Here is a 21346-nt window from a genome sequence, read left to right as displayed (position 1 = left end):
AGCTGGTAACAAACATATGCGAGCATGGGCGACGTTATGTCCGGTCAATACGCGCCGCGTGCGGAGACTGTCGTCGACCTCGACTCTCTGCGGCACAACGTCGCCCTGCTCGCCGACCGCGCCCAGGTCCCGGTGATGGCCGTGGTCAAAGCCGACGGTTACGGCCATGGCGCCGTGCCCGTGGCGAAGGCCGCGCTCGAGGCAGGCGCCACCTGGATCGGGGCCGCCTCCCCCGCCGAGGCCGTCGACCTGCGCAAAGCCGGTGTCGAAGCGCCCATCCTGGCCTGGTTGCACGCGCCGGACGAGGACCTGTCCGACGCCATCGCGGCCGGTGTGGATCTCGGGGTGTCCAGCGTCGCCGAGTTGCGGGCGACCGAAGGCGCCAGGATCCACCTCAAGATCGACACCGGGCTCAACCGCAACGGGTGCTCCGCCGAGGAATGGCCCGACCTGGTCCAAGCCGCCCGTGACCACGACGTCCACGGGATCTGGTCGCACCTCGCCTCGGCCGACGAACTCGGCAACCCGTCCATCGACCTGCAGGCCAAGCGGTTCGACCACGCCTACGAGATCGCACGGGCCGCGGGCCACACGCCGATCCGGCACATCGCGAACTCGGCGGCCGCGCTGACCCGGCCGGACCTCGCCTACGACATGGTCCGCGTCGGGATCGCCATGTACGGGCTCAATCCCGTCCCCCGGCACGAGGACCTCCGGCCGGTGATGACCTTCCGGTCCAGTGTGGTCAGCACCAAGCTCACCCGCGCGGGCGAAGGCGTGTCCTACGGGCACACCTGGATCGCCGAGCGGGACACCACGCTCGCGCTCGTCCCCGTTGGCTACGCCGACGGCGTGCCCCGTGGGCTGTCGGGGCGTTTCGAGGTTTTCCTGGCCGGGCGGCGCCGTCCGGTTGTCGGACGGGTGTGCATGGACCAGATCGTCGTCGACTGCGGAGACAACCGGGGCGACGACCCGGTCAACCCAGGCGACGAGGTCATCCTCTTCGGCCCCGGTGCCCACGGCGAGCCGACTGCCCGCGAATGGGCCGACAAGCTGGGCACGATCGACTACGAGATCGTGACGAACATGTACCGGCCGCGCGTGCGGCGCCGTTACGTGGGCATGTCGTGAACGGTCGCGTCGCGGGCCTGATCGGAGGCGCGGTCGGAGTCGTCGCCACAGGCGCGGCCATCGGAACCGCTGTCGTTCGGTCCAAACGCCGCGATATAGCGGACATGTACGCCGACGAGCCGCTGGGCCTGCTTCCGCCGAGCCGGACCAGCACGGTCGCGGCCGACGACGGCGTGCCCCTGTCGGTCGAGGAAGTCGACCCGGACGACGGCGGCACGCCCGACATCACCGTCGTGCTCGTGCACGGGTTCGCCCTGAACCGGAAGTCGTGGCACTTCCAGCGGCGGATGTTGGCCGAGCAGACCGATCCGAGGGTCCGCCAGGTGCTCTACGACCAGCGCAGCCACGGCAAGTCCGGCCGGGCGACCGAGGTGTCGAGCACGATCGACCAACTGGGCCGCGACCTCGCCGCCGTCCTGCGCGCGATGGTGCCGAAGGGGCCGATCGTCCTCGTCGGGCACTCGATGGGCGCGATGACCGTCATCGCGCTCGCCGAGCAGGAACCCGACCTGTTCGCCGACCGGATCCGCGGCGTGGCGCTGATCGGCACGTCCGCCGGTGAGATCGGCGCGAGCGGCCTGCCGAGGCCGCTGCTGTCCCGCTACAACCCCTTGACCCGCAGCATGGGCGCGCTCGCCGACTGGCAGCCCGGCCTCGTCGAACTGGTCAGGGCCGCCGGTGGGCAACTGACCCGGCGCGCGGTCCGGCTGATCGCGTTCGGCAGCCGCGGCGTCAGCCCGAAGCTGGTCGACTTCATGATGGACATGCTCGACGTCACCCCGGTCCGGGTGCTCGCCGACTTCATCGAGACGCTGGGCAGCCACAACAGGTACAAGGCGCTGGTCGGCCTGCAACACTGTTTCGTGCTCGTGCTCAGCGGGGACCGCGACCGGATGACGCCGTTCTCGCACGCCGAGCGGATCGCCGCGGAACTGCCGGACGCGAAGCTGGTCCGGGTGCGCGGCGCCGGGCACATGGTGATCCTCGAACAACCCGACCAGGTCAACGCCGGCCTGGTCGACCTGGTCAGGCAGTGCGCCAGCGGTCGTGGCGCGGGACGTAGATGGTGGCAGCGCAGAGCATGATCTCCCTTCCCACAGTTGACGACACAGTCGAGTTCGGACAGAAGCTCGGCGGGATGCTCGGCGCGGGCGACCTCGTGTTGCTCGCCGGTCCGCTCGGCGCGGGAAAGACCGTGCTGGTACGGGGAATCGCCGCGGGTCTCGGGGTGCGGGGCCGGGTCAGCTCGCCGACGTTCGTGATCGAGCGGGTGCACAAGCCCGGTGAGCCGGGCGGCGTTCCGCTCGTGCACGTCGACGCGTACCGGTTGATCGGCCACGTCGAGGAGGTCGACGACCTGGACCTCGACTCCGACCTGACCGAAGCCGCCGTCGTGATCGAGTGGGGCGAGGGCCTGGCCGAGCAACTGGCGGACGACTACCTGGTGGTACGCCTGGAAAGGCAGCCGGACGACACCCGGACAGCCCGGCTCGAACCGCACGGCGCCTGGACCGCTCGGGTCGCCCAGCTCACGTGACGAGCGTGGCGCCGCGCTTGATCGTGCGGATCACCGGCGCGGTCTCCAGTTGGCGGATCGCCTTGAGCGAAGCCACTTTCGTGGTCAGGTACCGGTAGAACTCCGGCACGTCGCGGCACACCGCCGTCGCGCCGATGTTCGCCGCACCGGTCATCGCCGCGACGAAGGCGATCTCCTGGTGTGAGGCCAGGATCTCGCCGGTGCGCTGGATGTCCGAAGGGGCGACGGACATCCACAGGTGCGTCTCGCTGAAGAACCCGAGCGCGGTGGAGTTCAGGTCGACGTCCAGGTAGACCGCGCCGCACTCGCGCAGGAACTCCAGCCGCCGCCGGGTGGTGCTCTCCGACCAGCCCGTCGCCTTGGCCAGTTCGGCGAACCCGGCCCGGCCGTCCTGTTCGAGCACGGCGAGCATGCGCTGGTCGGCATCGTCCAACGCGACCGTCTCGTCCGTTATGGACAGTTCCGGCCGGAGCGCGGCCACCTGCTCCGGCGTGAGCGCGTTGATCAACGAGGGGTAGACGGCCTCGTCACCGAGGAACACGTTCAGCACGCTCTGCGCGGTGACGTCGATGACCCGCGGGGTTCGCGGCAACTGGCGCAGCAGCAGGTTGTCCGGCTCCTCGGCACTGGCGGCCTGCGCCACGCACGTGATCTCGGTGCCACCGGAGTTCATCTGCACCCAGTAGGTCCCCGGCCTGCGGGCCAACGCCGTCGCCACGGACACCGCCACACTCGGCTCCACCCGGATCCGCAGGTACCAGCGGACCTGGCCGACGCGCCACGGCGCGGTCTGGCCGACCACTCGCGCGACCGACTCCGCCCGCAGCCTGCGGTAGCGCCTGGCGACCGTCTGGTCGGACAGCCCGAGCACCTCGCCGAGCTTGTTGAACGGCGCGCGCCCGTCCACTTCGAGCGCGTGGATCAGCGCCCTGTCGATCTCGTCGACTTCCACCGCTTCACGGTAGCGCCCGTGCCGCCGCACGGTCAGGTGTCGGTTTTCACCACAAGAGCTGACCGGATGTCGAAATCCGTCGTTGTGGCTCCGGTCATGGGCATCGGCGGTGTCGGACACAGATCCTTTCGGTCGAACACGACAGTGTCCTAAGGAGATCGACATGGGGAAGTGGTCGCCGCTGCTCGCGGTGTGCCTCGGCGGGTTCATCCTGCTGGTCGACGTCACGATCGTGACCGTCGCCCTGCCGGACATCGCGAGCGACTTGCAGGCGTCGCTCACCGGCATGCAATGGGTGGTCGACGCCTACGCGCTGGCACTGGCGGCGATCGTGCTCGCCAGCGGTGCGCTGGCCGACCAGATCGGCCGCAAACGGACGTACCTCGGCAGCCTGGTGGTCTTCGGTGTGGCGTCGCTCGCCTGCGGCCTGGCGCCGTCCACCGAGGTCCTCGTGGTCGCACGAGCGGTGCAAGGCGTCGGCGGTGCGGCGATGATGGCGACGACGATGGCCATCCTGAACGTCGTCTACCACGGCCGGGACAGGGGAATCGCGCTCGGGATCTGGGGCGTGGTCGCGGGGGTCGCGTCGGCGCTCGGACCGGTGGTCGGCGGCGTGCTGACCGAGTTCATCGGCTGGCGCTGGATCTTCCTGATCAACATCCCGGTGGTGCTCCTCGCGCTCTGGCTGACCGCGAAGGTCGTGGCGGAATCCACGAACCCGCACGCCCAAGGCGTGGACGTCCCCGGCGTCATCACCTTCACGGCAGGTGTGGCAGCGGTGACGTACGGCCTGATGGAAGCGGGCCAGCACGGCTGGGCCTCGGCGGAGGTCCTCGGCTGGATCGGCGCGGGCCTGCTGGTCCTGGTCGTGTTCGTGGTGCTGCAGGCCAGGAGCACGAAGGCGATGCTGGACCTGACGCTGTTGCGCAGGCCGTCCTCGCTGGTGATCCTGTTGGCGGCGATGGCTTTCTCGTTCGCGGCGTTCGGCTACCTGCCGTTCATGTCGGTCTGGCTGCAGCAGAGCCTGGGTCTGCGGGTGCTGACGGCGGGGCTGGCCCTGCTGCCGATGAGCCTGTCTTCCTTCGTGATCGCGGGCACGCTCGGCAGGCGCCTGCACGCGGTGCCGTTCAGGTACACGATCGGCATCGGGATGGCGGTGGTCAGCCTGGGTGCTTTCCTGATGACAACGGGGAACAGCTGGACAGTGACCCTGCCGGGGATGATCGTCACGGGCGTGGGCGTCGCGGTGACAGCTCAGGCTCTGCCGGGCGCCATCATGGCGACGGTCCCGCACCAGCGGGCAGGAATGGCGTCCGGTGCGCTGAACACGTTCCGGCAGCTCGGGTTCGCCCTGGGCGTGGCGGTTCTCGGCACAGTCGTCAGCCACTCGACGGAGTTCGACAAGGGGCTCGAATCGTCCTATGTGGTCGCTGGTGTCGTCGGTGCTGTCGCGGCCGTGCTCGCGCTGGTGTTCGTCAAGTCGCGCAGTGCAGCGAGCGGCAACGAGGCCAAGCAAGCCTTGCCGGTGGACGCCTAGGCCGTCACGCGATGCCGTCGACCACGCCCAGGTCGAGCAGGTCCTGCGGGCGCAGGTGCAGGTGGTCGGCCAGTTCGACGGCCTCGCCCTGGCCCCGTTTCAGGATGGCCGCGGCCAGTTCCGGTGCTATCACGGAGAAGTAGGCGTCCGGGGTGATCCAGGTCCGGCCCGCTCCGGCGAGCGCCAACGCGCCGCCGGAGCCACCTTCGCCGATCACCAGGGTGGTCACGGGAATGCGGGTCGCGGCGACCGCGGTGAACACACTGGAGATCGCCGCGGCCAGCCCGGCCGACTCCGACGCTGGATCGTTGGCCGCGCCAGGGGTGTCGATCAGGGTCAGGACCGGGATGCCGAGCCGGTCGGCCATCGTGATCAACCGGCAGGCCGTCCGGTACCCGGGCGGTTCGGTCGCTGTTCCCGTCTGGGCGGCGAAGGCGACCGAACGTCCACCGCGCCACCCGATTCCGCACAGCGTGCCCGGGTCGACGCCGCCGGTCCGATCACCGGTGATCAGCCGGTAGGAGTCGAAGTAGGCATCCAGATACGCCGTGGCGCGTGGTCGCCGCGGGTCACGCGCGCGGCTGACCGCTTCCCAGCCGGTGGCCGGGAGTTCCGTGCTGCCCAGGGCTTTCGGTACCTCCGCCGGCTCGTCGACGCCGCCCGTCAGCAGTTCCAGCCAGGTGGACAACGCGTCGGGCAGCGACTCGGGTGTCACCACCTCGTCGACCTGCCCGGCGGCGAACTGGCCCGTCGCCGTGAACGCCGGGTGGTCGGCGTCCTGGGCGGCCCGCACTCGTCGGCCGCCGAAGGCCACCTGGGCGCCGTCGGCGGCGAGGATGACGTCCGCGCTCGCGCCGAGCGACGCCCACACACCACCTGTGGTGGGGTTACGCAGCACGGTGACGTGCGGAATCCCGCTCTCCCGGTTCAGGTGGCATTCCCGCGCCACCCGTTGCAGTTGCAGCAGCGAAAGCATGCCTTCCTGCATTCGGCTTCCGCCGGTCGCCAGCAACGACACAACCGGCAGGCCGTGCGTACGCGCCGTCGACAGCGCGTGCACCAGGCGGTCACCGGTCGCCGTGCCGACCGAGCCGCCGAGGAACCGGAAGTCGAACTCGACCAGCATCACGTCGATGTCGCCGATCAGCACCTGACCGTACGTCACCGATTCCTCGGCGCCGGTCGCCGCTCTTGCCCGGACTCTGGCTTCCTCGTACCCGGGCCAGCTCAGCGGGTCACTGGCTGAGGGCACGCTTGGTCACCTTGCCCATGTCGTTGCGTGGCAAGGCGTCCAGGAACCGGACCACCCGTGGCCGCTTGTGCGGTGTGAGCAGCCTGGCCACGTGGTCGATCAGGTCCTGCTCGGCGGGCCGGTCCCCCGCGGGCACGATCCAGGCGACGATCCGCTCGCCCAGGTCGTCGTCCGGCTCGCCCGTCACCGCCACCTCGGCCACCTGCGGGTGTTCGAGCAGCACGTTCTCGATCTCGCCCGCGCCGATCTTGTAGCCGCCGCTCTTGATCAGGTCGGTGGCGCGGCGGCCGACGATCCTGACGTACCCGTCCGGGTCGACAGTGGCCACGTCGCCGGTGCGGAACCAGCCGTCCCGCAAGGCCTCCGCAGTCGCGTCCGGCCGGTTGAGGTACTCAAGGAACAGGTTCGGGCCGCGCACCTCGATCTCACCGATCTCACCGTCCGGCACCCGCGAGCCCTGCTCGTCCACGATCCGCAGGTCGACGCCGTCCACCGGCGGACCGACCGTGCCCGGCCTGCGTTCGCCACCGGCGCGGACGCTGCAGTTCATCAGCGTCTCGCTCATCCCGTAGCGCTCCACGATCCGCTGACCGGTCGCCTGGAAGATGCGGTCGTGGTCGCTCGCGGGCAGCGCGGCCGACCCGGACACCAGCAACCGCGCCTTCCCGATCGCCTCGGCCAACGCGGGATCGGCCTCGGCGTCGGCGGCGAGCCGGTGGTACATCGTCGGGACGCCGAACATCATCGTGGCGTCGGCGCCGAGCTCCCGTGCGACAGCGGCGGAGCTGAACTTGCCGACGTGCCGAACGGACCCACCGCGCCGCAACGGCCCCACGATCCCGATGATCAAACCGTGTACGTGGAACAGCGGCAGCCCGTGCACCAAAACATCCTCGGACGTCCACTCCCACGCCGTCGCCAATGCATCCAAATTGGACATGATGGCCCGGCGGGGCAGTACGACACCTTTCGGCGGTCCCGTGGTGCCGGAGGTGTACACGATGAACGCGGGCGCTGTGTCGGCGATGTCCACGCCGGGCAACGGCGCGGAGGCGGTGACGTCGATGTCCGCTTCCCGCAGGATCACGTCCGGCGAGCAGTCCGCGAGGATGTGCTCCAGTTCGCGTTCGCCGACCTTCGGGTTGATCGGCACGACCGGGATCCCGGCGACCAGTGCGCCGATCACGGCCACCGCGGTCTGGACCGTCGGCGTCGCCCACACGGCGACTCGCGCCTTGCCCTCGATCTGGGCCGCGACAGCTCCCGCCGCACCCGCCAACTGCCGGTAGGTCAGGTCCACATCGCCGAAACGCAGCGCAGGGCGGTCGGTAGCCCGGGTCAGCTCACCAAACATGCACGCCACTATGCCGGGGCCGGCGGGGATCAGCCCAGGGTGGAGTCAGCCCAGTGTGGCGAGGGACACCTCCCACAACCGCTCTGCCGCCGCCGGGTCCAGCGCGTACGACGCGATGCCCCGGAGTTCGCCATCCCGCACGCACGGTTTGGCTTCAGCGGAGTCCTCGAAGTACAGCCCGTGGGACATGCTGGTGACGCTCAGCGGCGTCGCCATGGCCGGGTACCAGAGCGAACACGAGCAGGTCGGACGACTGCTCGACCTGCTCATGGACGGTCTCAGGCACCGGCCCTGAGCGGAATTATCGGGCTGTGAGTTCCAGGTGGGATTCGAGGTCGCGCAGCAGTGCGTGCTTGGGCCGGGCGCCGACCATGGAGTGCACCAGTTCGCCGTCCCGGTACAGGTTCAGCGTCGGCGCGGCCATGATCCGCTGGGAACGGGCGGTGGCGACCTCCGCGTCCAGGTCGACCTTGACGATCTCGACGACGTCCGTGAGCTCGGCCGACAGTTCGGCGAGCACCGGCGCGAGCATCCGGCACGGCGGGCACCACGTCGCCCAGAAGTAGACGAGCACCGGCCGGTCCGAGTCCGCCAGGTGCGCGGCGAATGTCGTGTCCGTCAGTTCGAGCATGGTCGTTTCCTCTCCGGGACCGTGACTGTGTCCAGATGCGCGGCGAGCCGGTCGCGGATCGCGCTCAGCCGGGCGATGCCTTCGTTGAGCTCCGCGAGCTTGCGCCGGTAGACCTCGATCGACGCCGGGCAGACGTCCCCCGCGGTGTGCCCCGCGCGCAGGCATTCGACGAACGGGCGGGTCTCCTCCAGCGCGAAGCCGATCTCCAGCAGCGACCGGATCTCCTTGACCAGGCGCAGGTCGCTCTCGTCGTACTCGCGGTGCCCGTTGGCCGCCCGCCGGGTGGTCAGCAGCCCCTGTGCCTCGTAGTAGCGCAGGGACCGTGTGCTCGTGCCCGCGCGCTGGGCCAGCTCTCCGATCCGCATCATGCGTCCACGCTAGGCCTTGACATCGGCGTCAAGTCCAGACTGCGTACTCTTGGTCAGTGCTCGTTCTCGCCCTTGACACCGCCACCCCGGCGGTCACCGCCGGCGTCGTCGACCTCGATCACGAAGGCACGGCCCGCACACTGGCCAGCCGGGTCACGGTCGACGCCCGAGCGCACGGCGAGCTGCTGACCCCGCACAGCAAGGAGGCGCTCGCCGAGGCCGGGCTGGACTTCGCCGACCTCGACGCCGTCGTGTGCGGGTCGGGGCCCGGACCGTTCACGGGACTGCGCGCGGGCATGGTCACCGCCGCCGCCCTCGGCCAGGCGCTCGGCAAGCCGGTGTACCCGGTGTCCACGCTCGACGCCATCGCCGCCGACTTCCCCGAAGTCCGCCACCTGCTCGTGGTCACCGACGCCCGCCGCAAGGAGGCGTACTGGGCGCGCTACCACGACGGCCGCCGCGTCGAGGGGCCTGACGTGCGCAAACCCGCCGACCTGGAGGACGTGGAAGCCGACCTCGTGGTGGGCGCCGAGCTGCTGCGGCGGGCTGTCGAAGCCGCGTCGCCGACGCCGAACGGGCTGGTCATGGCCGCCGCGCCGCTGTTCGGCCGGACGCCGCCGCCCTTGACCCCGCTGTACCTGCGCAGGCCGGACGCGGTCGAACCCGGCGCCCGCAAGCGGGTGAGCCGGGCGTGACTGTCCGTCTCGAACCGCTGCGCGGCGAGGACCTGTCCCGCTGCGCGGAGCTGGAGAAGGTGCTGTTCCCCGGGGAGGACCCGTGGAGCGTGCAGGCCTTCCAGTTCGAGCTGGAGACCGGCAACCACTACGTCGGCGCGCACGCCGAGCCGGGCGGTCTCGTCGGTTACGCGGGGATCGCCATGCTCGGCACGCCGGGCAACTACGAGGGCGAGATCCACACCATCGGGGTCGACCCCGACCACCAGGGCAAGGGGATCGGCAAGGCGCTGTTGCGGGACCTGCTCGACCACGCCGACGAGGCGCAAGCCCCGGTGTTCCTCGAGGTGCGAACCGACAACGTGCCCGCGATCAGGCTCTACAAGGCACACGGCTTCCAGCAGATCGGTCTGCGCAGGCGGTACTACCAGCCGTCCGGCGCCGACGCGTACACCATGGCCAGGCCGGGGAGATCCAGTGAGTGACAAGATAGTTCTCGGCATCGAGAGCTCCTGCGACGAGACCGGCGTGGGGATCGTCCGGCTCGCCGAAGACGGCGGCATGACCCTGCTCGCCGACCAGGTGGCGTCCAGTGTGGACCAGCACGCCCGGTTCGGCGGGGTGGTGCCGGAGGTGGCCAGCCGGGCGCACCTGGAAGCCATGGTGCCGACCATGGAACGGGCGCTGGACGAGTCGGGCCTCTCGTTGTCCAACGTGGACGCGATCGCGGTCACGTGCGGTCCCGGGCTCGCCGGTGCGCTGCTCGTCGGTGTGTCCGCCGCGAAGGCGTACGCCGCCGCGTTGGATGTGCCGCTGTACGGCGTGAACCACCTCGCCGGGCACGTCGCCGCGGACACCCTGCAGCACGGACCGTTGCCGTCGGAGTGCCTGGCGCTGCTGGTTTCCGGCGGGCACACGCAACTGCTGAAGGTCGAGGACCTGGCAGGCAAGATCACCGAGATCGGGTCGACGATCGACGACGCCGCCGGTGAGGCCTACGACAAGGTCGCCAGGATCATCGGCCTGCCCTACCCCGGCGGCCCGCCGATCGACAAGGCCGCCAAGCAGGGCGACCCGAATGCGATCAAGTTCCCGCGCGGCCTGACCGGCCCGCGTGACCCCAGGTTCGACTTCTCGTTCTCCGGCTTGAAAACCGCGGTCGCCCGCTGGGTCGAAGCCCGCGAGGCCGAAGGCAAGCCGATTCCCGTGGAGGACGTCTGCGCGTCGTTCCAGGAGTCCGTGGCTGACGTGCTGACGGCGAAGGCGGTCAGGGCGGCCAAGGAGCTCGGCATCGGCACGCTCGTGATCTCCGGTGGCGTGGCGGCGAACTCACGGCTTTCCGAACTGGCCCGTGAGCGGTGCGAGCAGGCCGGGATCGAGTTGCGGGTGCCCCGGCCCCGGCTGTGCACCGACAACGGCGCCATGATCGCCGCTGTGGGCGCTCATGTCGTCGCTGCCGGTGTCCGTCCGTCATCTCTCGAGCTGCCGACGGATCCTGGGCTGCCCGTCGACGTGGTGCACGTCTAGCGCAGGAACGACGGCTTCACGTCGACGTCCTCCGCCTTGACGAACATGATCCGGTGCCCGAACTGGATCTGCACGTACTTCGTCCTGCCGCGGACCACGGTGTGGTTCGACGAGTCGAAAGTGCTGGCCCAGTAGTACTCGGACGTCAACGCCTGGCCGACGGAATACCGCTCGCCCGCGGAGAACGTGTACTGCAACGGGACGACGCCCTGCACAGGGATGTTCGCCGGGTACGCCGAGGCTTCCGGATACGCCCTGCCGTACACCGGGACCGTGGTCTTGCCCTTCTTCGGCGTGACCACGAGCCCGCCGGTCCCCAGGGCGGTCGGCGCCTTGCGCGGGTTGTGGAACCAGCCCTTCTGGCCCAGGTACCAGATCGCGGTCCAGTCGCCGCGGACGTCGGCGACCGCGAACTGCTGGCCCGTCTCGACGCGGCTGCTGTGGTCGGAGATCTGCATCGTGCCGGGTGATCCGTCCGGCCTGAGACCGGGATCCTTGAGCAGCGGCGAGTTCGCGTCCGGTTGCGTGTGCAGGATGACCGAGGTGGATCCACGCGGCGTGCACGGCTCCCCGGGCTTCACGCAGCCGACGAACGCGGGCTTGTTCTTGTCGAAGTCAGGCCTGATCGTGACGAGGCCGAGGTTTCCCATGGGCCGCAGCGGCGCGCCGAGCAGGTCGAAGTAGTGCGACCAGTCCCAGTAGGGGCCCGGGTCCCAGTGCATGCCCTTCACGGTGTCCGGGATCGTGCCGGGGACGTTGTCGTGGCCGATGATGTGCGCGCGGTCCAACGGGATCCGGTACTTCGCCGCCAGGTAGCGCACGAGCTTCGCGGACGAGCGGTACATCGCCTCGGTGTACCAGGTGCCGAGCGCGGCGAAGCCCTCGTGTTCCAGGCCGATCGACTTGGAGTTGACGTACCAGTTGCCCGCCTGCCAGGCCACGTCCTTGTGCTTCACGTGCTGGGCGACGTGCCCGTCGGCTGACCGCAGGGTGTACTGCCAGCTCACGTACTTCGGGTCGCGGACCATGTTGAGCACACCGTCCCACCGGCCTTCGGTGTCGTGGATGACGATGTACCTGATGTCCTGCGACTCCGGTCGGTTGCCCTTGTCGTGGTTGCCGTACGTCAACTTGCCCTTGCTGTCCACGTACTCCTCGTACGGTGCCGGGATCCACTCGCAGGCAAGGCTGCGCGGGCATTCCGTGTTGTCCGAAGTGGACTTCCGGAGGCCGAGGCGGTCGAGCTGGCCCTTGGCGGGCTGGACCGGGGTCGCGGCGAGCCGGACGTGCTGGCCGTCGTCGGTGACGCGGTCGGCTCCGGTGTTGATGGTCGCGAACACCTCGTCGGCGAACGTCGCCGCCGCGCCTGTGTCACCGGCGCCGCCGTAGCGGGCGACCGCGCCGTACCAGTCCGCGGGGTTGTCGCTGGTGACGCCGATTTCCTTCTGGTACTGCGCAAGCAGGGCGGCGCCACCGCGGATGTTCTGCTTGGCGTTGCTCCGCAGGTCCTCGGTGGGCGTACCGGTCAACGCGGCCGCCTGGTCGACCGTCATCAGTTGCGGAACCGGTTCGACCGGCGGCGCTGGCTCGGGTTTGAGCGGCGACCGCGAGTCGTCACCGCGCGGGTCTTCGGTGCCGTCGTCGTGGTGTGTGCCGCCACTGGGGTTCGCGGTACGCACGTCGGTGAGGTGCATTGGGCCGTAACCGGCGCTGGTGCTCGGCGTCCCGGCGTTGGTGTCCCACTTGGACTCCAAATAGGACACACCGAGCAGTACGCTTTCCGGTACGCCGAACTCGGCGGCGGCCGCGCTGAAGTCACGCTGCCGCACCTGGTCGGCGGGGTCGGCACTGGCCGTGGTCACGCCGAGAACCAGCCCGGTGACCGTGGCCAGGATGAGAGCAGGACGCATGGCGTTCTCCTGTTGACGAGGTCTCGCCTACTCTGGGGCCCCACGTCCTGCTCGTCAATAACTTGCGTCCAATAGGCCTAGTTCGTGTCTGAATTACGCCCGGTGCAGGCTGGGGTCACGGTCGGCGACCACGAAGCTGGCGGCGGTCGACGCTTCGGCTCCCGCCTGGCGGACGTACGGCAGGATCCGGTAATCCGCCCGCAACTCGTCGGCGGTGAACTTCGTCCGGATGTACCCGCGCCGGTTCTTGTGGAACTTGACGTGCGGGTTCTCGGCCAGCACACCGGCGTTCGGGTCGTCGTTGCCGTCGCCGCCGCTCGTGATCGACGTCGTGACGAACTCCGTGCCCAGTCCCCGCGAGGTCGGGTCGGTGTAGTCGGACTTGATCTCAGCGGCCCAGTGCCGGTGCACGTCACCGGTCAGCACAACACCGTTGCGAGTCCGGCCGAGCCCTTCGGCGACCCGGTCGCGGTTGGCCTTGTAGCCGTCCCATGCGTCCATGTTGTAACCCTGCGCGGCGCCGGGCGTGAGGTCGATCTGCGAGAAGAACACCTGCTGGCCGAGGACGTCCCAGCGCGCACGGGAGCGCCGGAGGCCGTCGAGCAGCCACCGCTCCTGCTCCTCCCCGGTGATGGACCGGGTCGGCTCCAGCCGCGCGTCGCAGTTCGCCTTGACGCCGTCGCCACACGCCTGGTCATCGCGGTACTGGCGGGTGTCGAGCATGTGGAAGTTGATCAGTGCGCCCCACTGGATACGGCGGTAGAGCCGCATGTCGATGCCACGAGGGCGGGCGGTGCGACGCAACGGCATGTTCTCGTAGTACGCCTGGAAAGCGTTCTTGCGCCGGGCGAGGAAATCGGGGTCCGGCTGCTCCGGGACCTCGTCCGCCCAGTTGTTCTCCGTCTCATGATCGTCCCAGACCGTCAGCCAGGGCGCGGTCGCGTGCGCGAGCTGGAGATCCGGGTCGGTCTTGTACTGCGCGTGTCGCAGTCGGTAGTTCTCCAGCGTCCGGGTCTCCGGGCCGAGGACCTTGCGGACGTCGTTGGCGCCCGCCGCGTACTCGTACTGGTAGTCACCGAGGTGCAGGATCAGGCCGGGCTCGTCCTCGGCAAGCCGCTTGTACGCCGTGAAGTGCCCGGCGCCGAAATGGCTGCAGGACGCGAAGCACATCGTCAGGTCGGTGCGCAGAGTGCCCGGTGCGGGCGCGGTCCTCGTCCGCCCGGCTTCGGAGACGTGGCCCTGCGTACGGAAACGGTAGAAGTACTCCGAGCCGGGCCGCAGCCCGTCGACCTCCACGTGCACGCTGTGCGCCGACTGCGGCCGGGCCAGCTCGACACCACGCCGGACAGTCCGCCGGAACCGCTCGTCGGTGGCGATCTCCCACTCGACGAGGTACGGCCGATCCGGCATTCCGCCAAGGCCGTTGTCAGCCAGGGGGTTCTGCGCCAACCGGGTCCACAGCACGACACTGTGGTGATCGGGGTCGCCGGACGCGATGCCCAGCGTGAACGGGTCGGCGAGCCGGTCGGCGGACGCGCTCGCCTGCGTGGTGCCCAGCGCCGTGATGCCCAACGCGGCGGCACCGCCGAGCAGGACGGAACGACGTGAGGGTGTGGTGGGGACGGACACAGTACCTCCCAGTTCGGGATCTACACCGGGAGCCACCCTCACCCCGGCGCACGACGCGCACCCCAAAACCGGGTTATGTCGAAATGAACGTTCGCACTCGCGGGGCGCCGCGTCCCGGGAAGTCCGCAGCACGGCTGCGGCGAACCGGCCGGATTTCGCTATTCCTGTTGCCCGGAAGGCATTCCGTACGAATCGTAGCCAGTGATTCGCACCGCGATCATCCGTCGACCGTGACGAAGTTTTGGAACTACACCCATGAGATCGAGTACCGCCGGGAGATTTCGAAGTCCCACCGGATCCTCGAGTACACCGAGACCGTCGAAGACCAGGGATGGTGTTTCAGCCAGCGACCCGAGCACAAGGTGGCCTGGCTGACCACCTACACGAGGGCGTGCGCCGAGGACTTCCTAGCCCGAAGGGGCGCCAAGGCGGGCACGTTCGTTGTCACCGTTTACCAGCGCAGGCAGGACCAGAGGGTCTTCGTCGTCGCCATCCGTATGAAATGGTCACCGAGGCGCCTAACCTGAATTCATGGAGCCTGACCGTATCCGCGCCGAGGAGGCTGGCAGCGCGCGGCAGCGGGCACAAGTCTCCACCGAGACAGCCGCCGTCAAGGACGATTCCGCAAACGCCGTTCTCGCGGGCGGGAATCAGATGGTCGCCCGGCTCATCGAGGGTGAGTCCCGCGGACTTCCCGGCGATGACGTCGCCGACCGCATCCGGGGGCAACTCGGTGGGGGCAGTCCGCTGCCCGCGCAGGTCCGTACCCAGATGGAGAGCGGGCTCGGGCAGTCGCTCGGCGACGTCCGTCTGCACACGGACGCCACCGCGGCGAGCCTGTCCAACCAGCTCGGTGCACGGGCCTTCACCACGGGCAACGACGTCTTCTTCAACACGGGCGCCTACAACCCCGAATCCACCGAGGGTTACCAGACGCTCGCGCACGAGGTGACGCACACGTTGCAGCAGTCCGCCGGACCTGTCGCGGGTACGGCGGTCTCCCCTGGTCTGGCCGTGAGCGATCCGCACGACCACGACGAGCGCGCGGCACATGCGACCGCCGAGCGCCTGACCGCCGAGCGGTCTTCGCAACCGTGAGGTGACCGGGTGAGCCCGGCGGCCATCGGATAACGTCGCCTCATGGCACGCGCCAAGCAGCTGGCCTACGAGCTGGCACTTCCCGGTCCGCACTCGGTACTGCGGGGTGACCTCGGCCTGGTCGGGCAGCCCGGAGTGCTGTTCACGCCCAGGTCAGGGCACGGTCTGCCGGCCGTCGCGTTCGGACACGGCTGGCTGCAGCCCGCGTTGCGCTACCACGGTCTCCTGCGTCACCTGGCCACCCACGGCATCGTCGTGGTCGCGCCGAACACGCACGTCGGCCCGCTCGGGTCGCACCGGCTGTTCGCCGCCGACCTCCGGACCGCCCTCCAGACGTGCGTCAACGTGCGGCTCGGCGACGGCCAGGTCACGGTTTCACCCGATCGGCTGGGGCTGGCCGGGCACTGCTTCGGCGGCGGGAGCGCGGTGCTGGCCGCGGCCGAGGACTCCCGGGTCTGTGCCGTCGCGACGCTGGCGGCGGCCGAGGCGCGACCGTCCGCTGTCGAGGCCGCACGCTCGTGCCGGATGCCAGGACTGCACCTGACCGCCGAGAACGACCTGGTCGCCCCCGCTGTCGGCAACGCCGACCTGATCGCCAAGGCGTGGGCGGGGCCGGTGCAGGTGCGTGAGCTGCCCAAAGCCGGGCACCTCGGGTTCACCGAAGGACGGCACTGGAGCCAACTGCTGTTGCCGGGCAAGGGCGAACGCAGGACCCAGCGAACCTCCCGCGCGATGCTGACCGCGTTCTTCCTCAAGCACCTGACTGGTACGGACGCCTACGACGACTTGCTGGACAACGACTTCAAGGGCGCCAGGATCCAGGAGTCACCGCTTCTGCATCCAGGTGTTTGAGTAGTAACCGGTCTCGTCTCCGTCTTCGGGCTCCGGCCGGTTCGGCGCGTTCCGGCGCGACAGCCACGGGTTCTTCGCCTCCGGCTCCGGTGGCTTCACCGCGGCCGCCTGCTCGGCCTCCCGGCGCGCCACTTCGTCCTGGTATGCCTTGTTGGCCGCTTCGCCCTGCTGGTACTCCGCGACGGACTGGGCCACGCCTGCCTTGTGCCGTGCGGAGATCTCGGCGAACTGGGCGCGCATGGCGACGACGGCCGGGTCGGATTCGTCGATCACTTCTTCCCCTTCGGGCCGAAGGGACCGTACGGGTCGTCGTCACCGATCACCATCGGCACGGCCAGGTCCACGGCGTCGTCGAACAGATCGCCCTGGGTACGCCACTTGCTCTGGCGTTCGGTGTCACCACCCTGGCCGCCACCGGCGCCCATGCCACCCATCGGCATGCCACCCATGGGCATGCCGCCCGGCGCGCCACCGGGAGCCGCACCAGCAGGCGGGCCCGCTGCGGGCGGCGCTGCCGCCGGGGCCGCGTTCGCGGGCATCTGCACGCCCGCCATCGCACCTGGGGCGGGAGCGGGCGTCTCGGCCGCGCCTGTACCGGCGGGGCCGCCGCCACCTCCCCCACCACCGCCACCACCGCCACCGGCGGCTTTGTGGCTACCGCCTCCGCCACCACCACCGCCTGACGCGCCGGTGCCGCCGGGTCCGCCGCCCACGGCGTTGGCCGCGGGTGACGGTTGCGCAACCGGTGGCGCGGTGGGTTCGGAACGGCTCAGGTCCATCTCGTAGCGCTTGCCGTCCACCGTGACACCGACGCGGTCCGCGGACTGGGCGTGGATTCCGATCTGCGGCGACGTCTTGCCCGGTGCGGGCGCGATCTTGCCGAACGGGTCGAGGTCGGCGGTCGCCTGGATCCGTTTGAGCGCCTCGTTCAGCGCCGACCACGAGTTGGCGATCGCCGTCGTGGTCTCACCGACGATCCTGCGCAACGGGCCGATCGCGTTGAAGTAGTTGTCGCACAGGGCATCGAGCGCGTTGATCGTCTCGTTGCTCCACCACTGCCCGATGCCGCCGCTGTTGAGATCCACAGTGGACGGTTGACGGAGTTCGGCGAGCACGAACGGACGGCCGAACGGCGGACCGCCCGCCATCGCGGTGTCGATCCGGTCGACCTGCTGGCGGCGCAGATCCACCCCGCCCGGCAGGTCGAACGGCTTGATCTGGCCGCCGATCGCGGTCTTCAGGTCGGTGACCGCGTCCTTCGTCGTCGTCCTCGCCGCGTCCAGGGCCGCGGCGAACTGGTTGAGCGTGTCCCGGAACGTCACCGACGCCTTGCCCAGCGCGTCGAGCTTGTCCAACGCCGCCTCGGCCGCGGGGCCCGACCACGCGTCGGTCAGGCGGTTGCGGATCGAATCGGCCGTGCCACGCATCTCGTCGCCCGCGACCCGCAGGTTGCCGAACCGCTCGACGTCGCCGAGCATCGGCCCGAAGTCGATCCCGCCGAGATCGTCGATCATCCGGTCGTCTTCCGGGTTCCACGGCCGCGCGGACCACCCGCTCGCGCCCATCCTGCTGGCGGGGTGGCCGTTCCAGCGCTGGTACAGCTCGCCGAACCGGCCGGGCCTCGTGGACAGGTTCTCCTTGAACCACTTGAACGTGTCGAGCAGCTCCGTGGTCGAGTCGATGTCCTTGCTGTTGACCGGCTTCAGCGGGGCGGTGATGTCATCGGAGGTCATTGCCCGCCCTCCTGAACCGCGCCGCCGCCTCGGCGTCCGCCTCGACGGTCTTCTCGTGTGCCTTGGCCATCGCCTCGGCAAGAGCGTCCACTGTGGGCGATGCCTTGTCGAGGATGCCGCGCAGCGTCTCGCGCAGCTGCGTGTAGGTCTGGCCGACGCCGGTACGCGCCGCGATCGTGCCGAACTTGTCCGCGGTCAGCCCGTTGTCGGCGTGCGCGTACGCCCGCGCGGTCGTCAACGCGGTGCCGAACTCGGTCATCTCCTTGCTGATCGCGGTGACAAGCTCCTTGTTGACCTCAAGCTTGTCGTTGCGCCCTGTCATTTCTCGCCCCCACAACCATTTCAGCGCAGCCAGCTCTGCCCGGACATGTCATCGTCCTCGTCTTCGTCCCTGGCTCTGCGCCTGCCCGACGCCTGCGGCGGTTGCGGCGTCTGCCGAACCGGCGCGGCTTCCTCTTCCTCGTCGTAGCCGCCGAACGACAGCACCGCTTCCGGCGCCGACGTGCGGAAGGCCTCCGGTTCCGGCACCGGTTCGGGGATCGGTGGCGGCGGCGGGAAACCCATCGGCGGGGTCGGTGTCGACCACACGTCGGCCTTCGACTGCTCCTCGTCGAAGTCGCCGAAGGACATCACGGTTTCCTTCTGCGGAGCCGTCCACGGCGACGGTTCCTCAGTGGGCGCACTCCGCCCCTCCCGCTCAGCGATGACCTTCTGCGCGGCTTCCTCCGCCTCGGCGTGCTTGGCTTCGATCTCCGCGAGTTCCTTGCCCCGCTGGTCATCGTCGGACAGCAGCCGGTCGTGGTCAGCGCGGTACGCCGCTTCGATCTCCTCGAATCGGATTCGGACGGCCTGCGCATCAGGGCTCTCGTAGTCGTGGTCGAACACTCGCGGTTCTCCTCAATCAGCGCGCGTCGTCGTCGAGCACGCCAGCGATCCTGGCAGGCTCGCTGAGCTCGTCCTCGGCGAACAGGTCACCCGCCACCGACCACTGGCCGCCGCTGCGCTCGGTGTCGCCTCCGCCTGCGCCACCGGCGCCCATGCCACCCATCGGCATTCCGCCGCCCATCCCGGCACCGTTCACCTGCGCCGGGTGCGGCTGCTGCGCCCCGTCGTCGGAGATGGTGGCGAGTCCGGCCTCACCGGCCGCGGGCGCGACCTGGCTGCCGTCGTCACCGGACAGCAGGTCGCCCTGAGTGGACCACGCCGAGTCGGCGAAGCCGCCACCGCCACCGCCTCCGAAGTCGGACGCCACCGCCTGGGTACTGGTCGTCTGGACCGGTTGATCCGAGCCCGGAACCGACTGCAGTGGCTCCTGCGCACCGCTGGACGGCGCGGCCGAAGCGGAAGCCTCGGCGGTCGCGGCGGACACCCCAGCGCCGGAACCCGCGGGCACGGCCGAGCCGTCCGAACCCCCGCCGGCGAATCCCTGGGCCTGCGCGGGCTGCCGATCCGCGATGTTCTGCGACCCGTCCAGGTTGGCGGAAACCGGTTCGGCCTGGAGGGTCTGCGCGCCGCCCGTCTTGTCGCTGTAGTCGAGCACGTAGGTGGTCGGTTCGCCGGTGCCGTCGTCGACCGTCAGCTTGACCTGGTCCGGCTGGCCCGGCGGGTGCTCCGCGGTGATCGTGACGTCGCCGTCGTGCATGACGATCTTGCCGTCCGGCCCCGGCTTGAGCGTTTCGGCCGGGTCGCCGCCCGCGGGTGCGGGCAGGGTCTGCACCGGTTGGCCGTCCGGACCGAGGGGGGTGGAACCCTGCTGGCCCGGCGTTCCCGCACCGGGTGCGCCCGGTGTCGCCGCGCCCGGCTGGCTCTGGCCGAAATCGAGGTCGTACGTCTTTGGCTGGCCGGTGCCGTCGTCGACGGTCACCTGGACGTGGCCGCTGCTGTCCGGGCTGGTGACCGAGATCTTGCGGCCGCCCTCGTCGATGGTGACAGTCTCGCCGCCGGTCGGCTTGCCCGCACCGCCGTCCACACCGGTCCCGGGCACATCCTTGGTTGGATCGGTCGCGTTCGGGTCGGTCGCCGTCGAGTCCTTGGCCGGGTCCACCGCGGACGGATCGGTCTGGGTGGGCGGCATCTCCGTCTCGGGCTTGGGCAGTGGCGGCGGCTGGTACCCGCCGCCGGTGTCCCCGGGGCCGCCCTTGAAGCCGCCACCGCCGGTGTCCTTCTTGCCACCACCGCCCGTGTCGTCCTTCTTGCCACCACCGCCGGTGTCGTCCTTGCCCCCGCCGCCCGTCCCGGGGGCCTGCAGGGTGTCGAACATGGTCGTGTTGGCGGTCCGCATCGCCTGGGCGAACGTGTTCAGCCCCTCGCTGACCGCTTTGTACGCGGCCTCCAGTAGCTGCCGGTACGAGGTCATGGCGTTGCGGTAGTAGTAGCCGAACGTGTCCATCTCCCGGATGAACGAGTCGGCGTAGATCTCGCTGGCGTGGCCCTCGTTGATGTCGATCAGGCCAGGGGTGCTGCGCAGCGACCCGGGCGTGATCTCACCTGTGCCGGAGCCGTCGTCGTCGACGTCGTTGGTGCCTGACCAGTCGCGACCGTACATCCGCGCCCGGTCGAGGTACATGACGAGGGTCCGCTTCTGGTTGAAGTCGAGACCCTGGTACTTGTTCACCATATTGGTGATGTTCGCCTGCTGGAGGTTGCCGATGTCGATCACCGGCTGCCTGCTGGTGTTCCACAGACCGGCAGCCGCCTTCGCGATCGCGTCGGTCACGCCGCCGAAGTCGCGGATCGGCCGGGCCAGCTCGTTGAACTTGTCCGCGGCCTTGGCGCCTGCCTTGTCCGGCCACGCGGAGTGGATCCCGTTGACACCGTTGGTCAGGCTCTGCCCCGCCGCCGCGCCCACCTTCGCCAGGCTCTCGAACCGGCCCTTGGCGTCCCAGATCATGCCCCAGTTGATGCCCGCGAGTTCCTTGAGGACGGTGGTCTCCGGGGCACCTTCCGCCATCATCGCCCGGACCTGGTTGCCGGACTGGTACTGCAGGTCGGGCGCGGCGCACGGGTTGCCGCACCAGATGTTGTAGAGTCCGCCCATCTCGCCGCTCATGAAGGTGACGAACCACTGTGCCTTGCCGAGCTGCGCGTCGGACGTGTCCCTGCCATCTCCCAATGGCTCGACCATCGAAGTCCGGATTGGTCCTGCGAGCGCGTCGCTCACG

The 21346-nt window shown here is 69.6% G+C and carries 23 protein-coding genes; 10 read left to right on the top strand and 13 right to left on the bottom strand.

Annotation, left to right across the window (positions count from 1 at the left end; translation table 11 throughout):
* Window positions 1-24 precede the first annotated feature (24 nt).
* The 3 genes from alr to tsaE are packed head-to-tail and all read left to right on the top strand — an operon-like array spanning window position 25 to window position 2668.
* Window positions 25-1131, top strand: coding sequence for an alanine racemase (gene alr / locus ALI144C_RS46670; protein ID WP_441297607.1), 1107 nt, complete (start codon window positions 25-27; stop codon window positions 1129-1131).
* Window positions 1128-2216: an alpha/beta fold hydrolase gene (locus ALI144C_RS46665; protein WP_076993625.1), complete on the top strand. Its 1089-nt coding sequence runs from the start codon at window positions 1128-1130 to the stop codon at window positions 2214-2216. The genes alr and ALI144C_RS46665 overlap by 4 nt, the downstream gene beginning before the upstream one ends.
* On the top strand, window positions 2213-2668 hold the full coding sequence (gene tsaE, locus ALI144C_RS46660; RefSeq protein ID WP_076993795.1) for a tRNA (adenosine(37)-N6)-threonylcarbamoyltransferase complex ATPase subunit type 1 TsaE: 456 nt from the start codon (window positions 2213-2215) through the stop codon (window positions 2666-2668). The genes ALI144C_RS46665 and tsaE overlap by 4 nt, the downstream gene beginning before the upstream one ends.
* On the opposite strand, the gene ALI144C_RS46655 is transcribed toward tsaE, so the two are convergent.
* Complete coding sequence (locus tag ALI144C_RS46655; protein WP_076993794.1) at window positions 2661-3620, bottom strand: Lrp/AsnC family transcriptional regulator; 960 nt, start codon at window positions 3618-3620, stop codon at window positions 2661-2663. The two genes, tsaE and ALI144C_RS46655, sit on opposite strands and share 8 nt — an antisense overlap.
* Before the next feature lie 163 nt (window positions 3621-3783).
* On the opposite strand from ALI144C_RS46655, the gene ALI144C_RS46650 reads away from it, so the two are divergent.
* Window positions 3784-5157: an MFS transporter gene (locus tag ALI144C_RS46650; RefSeq protein WP_076993624.1), complete on the top strand. Its 1374-nt coding sequence runs from the start codon at window positions 3784-3786 to the stop codon at window positions 5155-5157.
* Window positions 5158-5161: 4 nt separating this feature from the next.
* Here the strand turns inward: ALI144C_RS46650 and ALI144C_RS46645 are convergent, their stop codons facing one another.
* The 5 genes from ALI144C_RS46645 to ALI144C_RS46630 form a co-directional block, all read right to left on the bottom strand.
* Window positions 5162-6409, bottom strand: a complete 1248-nt coding sequence (locus tag ALI144C_RS46645; protein WP_083753966.1) for a carboxyl transferase domain-containing protein — start codon at window positions 6407-6409, stop codon at window positions 5162-5164.
* Window positions 6393-7763, bottom strand: a complete 1371-nt coding sequence (locus ALI144C_RS46640; protein ID WP_076993622.1) for an acyl-CoA synthetase — start codon at window positions 7761-7763, stop codon at window positions 6393-6395. Before ALI144C_RS46640 ends, ALI144C_RS46645 begins: the two co-directional genes overlap by 17 nt.
* A 45-nt stretch (window positions 7764-7808) precedes the next feature.
* Window positions 7809-7952 carry a hypothetical protein gene (locus ALI144C_RS56085; protein ID WP_168211516.1) on the bottom strand — a complete coding sequence of 48 codons (144 nt, stop codon included), beginning with the start codon at window positions 7950-7952 and terminating at the stop codon, window positions 7809-7811.
* Between the two features lie 112 nt (window positions 7953-8064).
* Window positions 8065-8394, bottom strand: coding sequence for a thioredoxin (gene trxA, locus ALI144C_RS46635; protein ID WP_076993621.1), 330 nt, complete (start codon window positions 8392-8394; stop codon window positions 8065-8067).
* On the bottom strand, window positions 8382-8759 hold the full coding sequence (locus ALI144C_RS46630) for a MerR family transcriptional regulator (RefSeq protein ID WP_076993793.1): 378 nt from the start codon (window positions 8757-8759) through the stop codon (window positions 8382-8384). The genes trxA and ALI144C_RS46630 overlap by 13 nt, the downstream gene beginning before the upstream one ends.
* Window positions 8760-8818: 59 nt before the next feature.
* Between ALI144C_RS46630 and tsaB the strand changes: the two genes are divergently transcribed.
* From tsaB to tsaD, 3 genes are read left to right on the top strand one after another with little or no spacing between them, the layout of a single operon-like run.
* Window positions 8819-9457 carry a tRNA (adenosine(37)-N6)-threonylcarbamoyltransferase complex dimerization subunit type 1 TsaB gene (gene tsaB / locus ALI144C_RS46625; RefSeq protein ID WP_076993620.1) on the top strand — a complete coding sequence of 213 codons (639 nt, stop codon included), beginning with the start codon at window positions 8819-8821 and terminating at the stop codon, window positions 9455-9457.
* Window positions 9454-9921 (top strand): ribosomal protein S18-alanine N-acetyltransferase, encoded by a 468-nt coding sequence (rimI, locus tag ALI144C_RS46620; protein ID WP_076993619.1) that lies wholly within the window; start codon window positions 9454-9456, stop codon window positions 9919-9921. Before tsaB ends, rimI begins: the two co-directional genes overlap by 4 nt.
* Window positions 9914-10963 (top strand): tRNA (adenosine(37)-N6)-threonylcarbamoyltransferase complex transferase subunit TsaD, encoded by a 1050-nt coding sequence (gene tsaD / locus ALI144C_RS46615; RefSeq protein WP_076993618.1) that lies wholly within the window; start codon window positions 9914-9916, stop codon window positions 10961-10963. The genes rimI and tsaD overlap by 8 nt, the downstream gene beginning before the upstream one ends.
* Here tsaD and ALI144C_RS46610 read toward each other — a convergent pair.
* Together ALI144C_RS46610 and ALI144C_RS46605 are read right to left on the bottom strand one after the other, a co-directional pair.
* Window positions 10960-12873, bottom strand: coding sequence for an N-acetylmuramoyl-L-alanine amidase (locus tag ALI144C_RS46610; protein ID WP_076993617.1), 1914 nt, complete (start codon window positions 12871-12873; stop codon window positions 10960-10962). The genes tsaD and ALI144C_RS46610 overlap by 4 nt on opposite strands.
* A gap of 93 nt (window positions 12874-12966) precedes the next feature.
* Complete coding sequence (locus ALI144C_RS46605) at window positions 12967-14502, bottom strand: alkaline phosphatase D family protein (RefSeq protein WP_076993616.1); 1536 nt, start codon at window positions 14500-14502, stop codon at window positions 12967-12969.
* 230 nt (window positions 14503-14732) lie between these two features.
* On the opposite strand from ALI144C_RS46605, the gene ALI144C_RS46600 reads away from it, so the two are divergent.
* The 3 genes from ALI144C_RS46600 to ALI144C_RS46590 are packed head-to-tail and all read left to right on the top strand — an operon-like array spanning window position 14733 to window position 16452.
* Window positions 14733-15029, top strand: a complete 297-nt coding sequence (locus ALI144C_RS46600) for a hypothetical protein (protein WP_076993615.1) — start codon at window positions 14733-14735, stop codon at window positions 15027-15029.
* A gap of 4 nt (window positions 15030-15033) precedes the next feature.
* A complete protein-coding gene (locus ALI144C_RS46595) occupies window positions 15034-15600 on the top strand; it encodes an eCIS core domain-containing protein (protein WP_076993614.1) in 567 nt (188 codons plus the stop codon).
* A 42-nt stretch (window positions 15601-15642) separates the two neighbouring features.
* The gene (locus ALI144C_RS46590) at window positions 15643-16452 is read left to right on the top strand and encodes a dienelactone hydrolase family protein (RefSeq protein ID WP_076993613.1); all 810 of its coding nucleotides are present in this window, start codon (window positions 15643-15645) and stop codon (window positions 16450-16452) included.
* On the opposite strand, the gene ALI144C_RS46585 is transcribed toward ALI144C_RS46590, so the two are convergent.
* The 5 genes from ALI144C_RS46585 to ALI144C_RS46565 are packed head-to-tail and all read right to left on the bottom strand — an operon-like array spanning window position 16426 to window position 21345.
* Complete coding sequence (locus ALI144C_RS46585) at window positions 16426-16725, bottom strand: hypothetical protein (RefSeq protein ID WP_076993612.1); 300 nt, start codon at window positions 16723-16725, stop codon at window positions 16426-16428. The two genes, ALI144C_RS46590 and ALI144C_RS46585, sit on opposite strands and share 27 nt — an antisense overlap.
* Entirely contained in the window at window positions 16722-18185 is a 1464-nt protein-coding gene (locus ALI144C_RS46580) for a WXG100 family type VII secretion target (RefSeq protein ID WP_076993611.1), read from the bottom strand. The genes ALI144C_RS46585 and ALI144C_RS46580 overlap by 4 nt, the downstream gene beginning before the upstream one ends.
* A complete protein-coding gene (locus ALI144C_RS46575) occupies window positions 18172-18507 on the bottom strand; it encodes a hypothetical protein (protein WP_076993610.1) in 336 nt (111 codons plus the stop codon). The genes ALI144C_RS46580 and ALI144C_RS46575 overlap by 14 nt, the downstream gene beginning before the upstream one ends.
* A 20-nt stretch (window positions 18508-18527) precedes the next feature.
* Window positions 18528-19070 carry a hypothetical protein gene (locus ALI144C_RS46570; protein WP_076993609.1) on the bottom strand — a complete coding sequence of 181 codons (543 nt, stop codon included), beginning with the start codon at window positions 19068-19070 and terminating at the stop codon, window positions 18528-18530.
* 16 nt (window positions 19071-19086) lie between these two features.
* Window positions 19087-21345, bottom strand: a complete 2259-nt coding sequence (locus ALI144C_RS46565) for a hypothetical protein (RefSeq protein ID WP_143231272.1) — start codon at window positions 21343-21345, stop codon at window positions 19087-19089.
* Between the last annotated feature and the right edge of the window lies 1 nt (window position 21346).

The organism is Actinosynnema sp. ALI-1.44 (assembly GCF_001984155.1).
Classification (GTDB): Bacteria; Actinomycetota; Actinomycetes; order Mycobacteriales; family Pseudonocardiaceae; genus Kibdelosporangium.
Note: the sequence above shows the minus strand (reverse complement) of the source record. Positions and strands in the feature narration are given on the sequence as shown.

Excerpts from the sequence above, each read along its gene's own strand:
- ALI144C_RS46580 (WP_076993611.1), bottom strand. The coding sequence starts at position 18,185 with ATGACCTCCGATGACATCACCGCCCCGCTGAAGCCGGTCAACAGCAAG.
- ALI144C_RS46575 (WP_076993610.1), bottom strand. The coding sequence starts at position 18,507 with ATGACAGGGCGCAACGACAAGCTTGAGGTCAACAAGGAGCTTGTCACC.
- ALI144C_RS46650 (WP_076993624.1), top strand. The coding sequence starts at position 3,784 with ATGGGGAAGTGGTCGCCGCTGCTCGCGGTGTGCCTCGGCGGGTTCATC.
- ALI144C_RS56085 (WP_168211516.1), bottom strand. The coding sequence starts at position 7,952 with ATGTCCCACGGGCTGTACTTCGAGGACTCCGCTGAAGCCAAACCGTGC.
- tsaE (WP_076993795.1), top strand. The coding sequence starts at position 2,213 with ATGATCTCCCTTCCCACAGTTGACGACACAGTCGAGTTCGGACAGAAG.
- ALI144C_RS46640 (WP_076993622.1), bottom strand. The coding sequence starts at position 7,763 with ATGTTTGGTGAGCTGACCCGGGCTACCGACCGCCCTGCGCTGCGTTTC.
- ALI144C_RS46610 (WP_076993617.1), bottom strand. The coding sequence starts at position 12,873 with ATGCGTCCTGCTCTCATCCTGGCCACGGTCACCGGGCTGGTTCTCGGC.
- ALI144C_RS46590 (WP_076993613.1), top strand. The coding sequence starts at position 15,643 with ATGGCACGCGCCAAGCAGCTGGCCTACGAGCTGGCACTTCCCGGTCCG.
- trxA (WP_076993621.1), bottom strand. The coding sequence starts at position 8,394 with ATGCTCGAACTGACGGACACGACATTCGCCGCGCACCTGGCGGACTCG.
- ALI144C_RS46630 (WP_076993793.1), bottom strand. The coding sequence starts at position 8,759 with ATGCGGATCGGAGAGCTGGCCCAGCGCGCGGGCACGAGCACACGGTCC.
- ALI144C_RS46595 (WP_076993614.1), top strand. The coding sequence starts at position 15,034 with ATGGAGCCTGACCGTATCCGCGCCGAGGAGGCTGGCAGCGCGCGGCAG.
- alr (WP_441297607.1), top strand. The coding sequence starts at position 25 with ATGGGCGACGTTATGTCCGGTCAATACGCGCCGCGTGCGGAGACTGTC.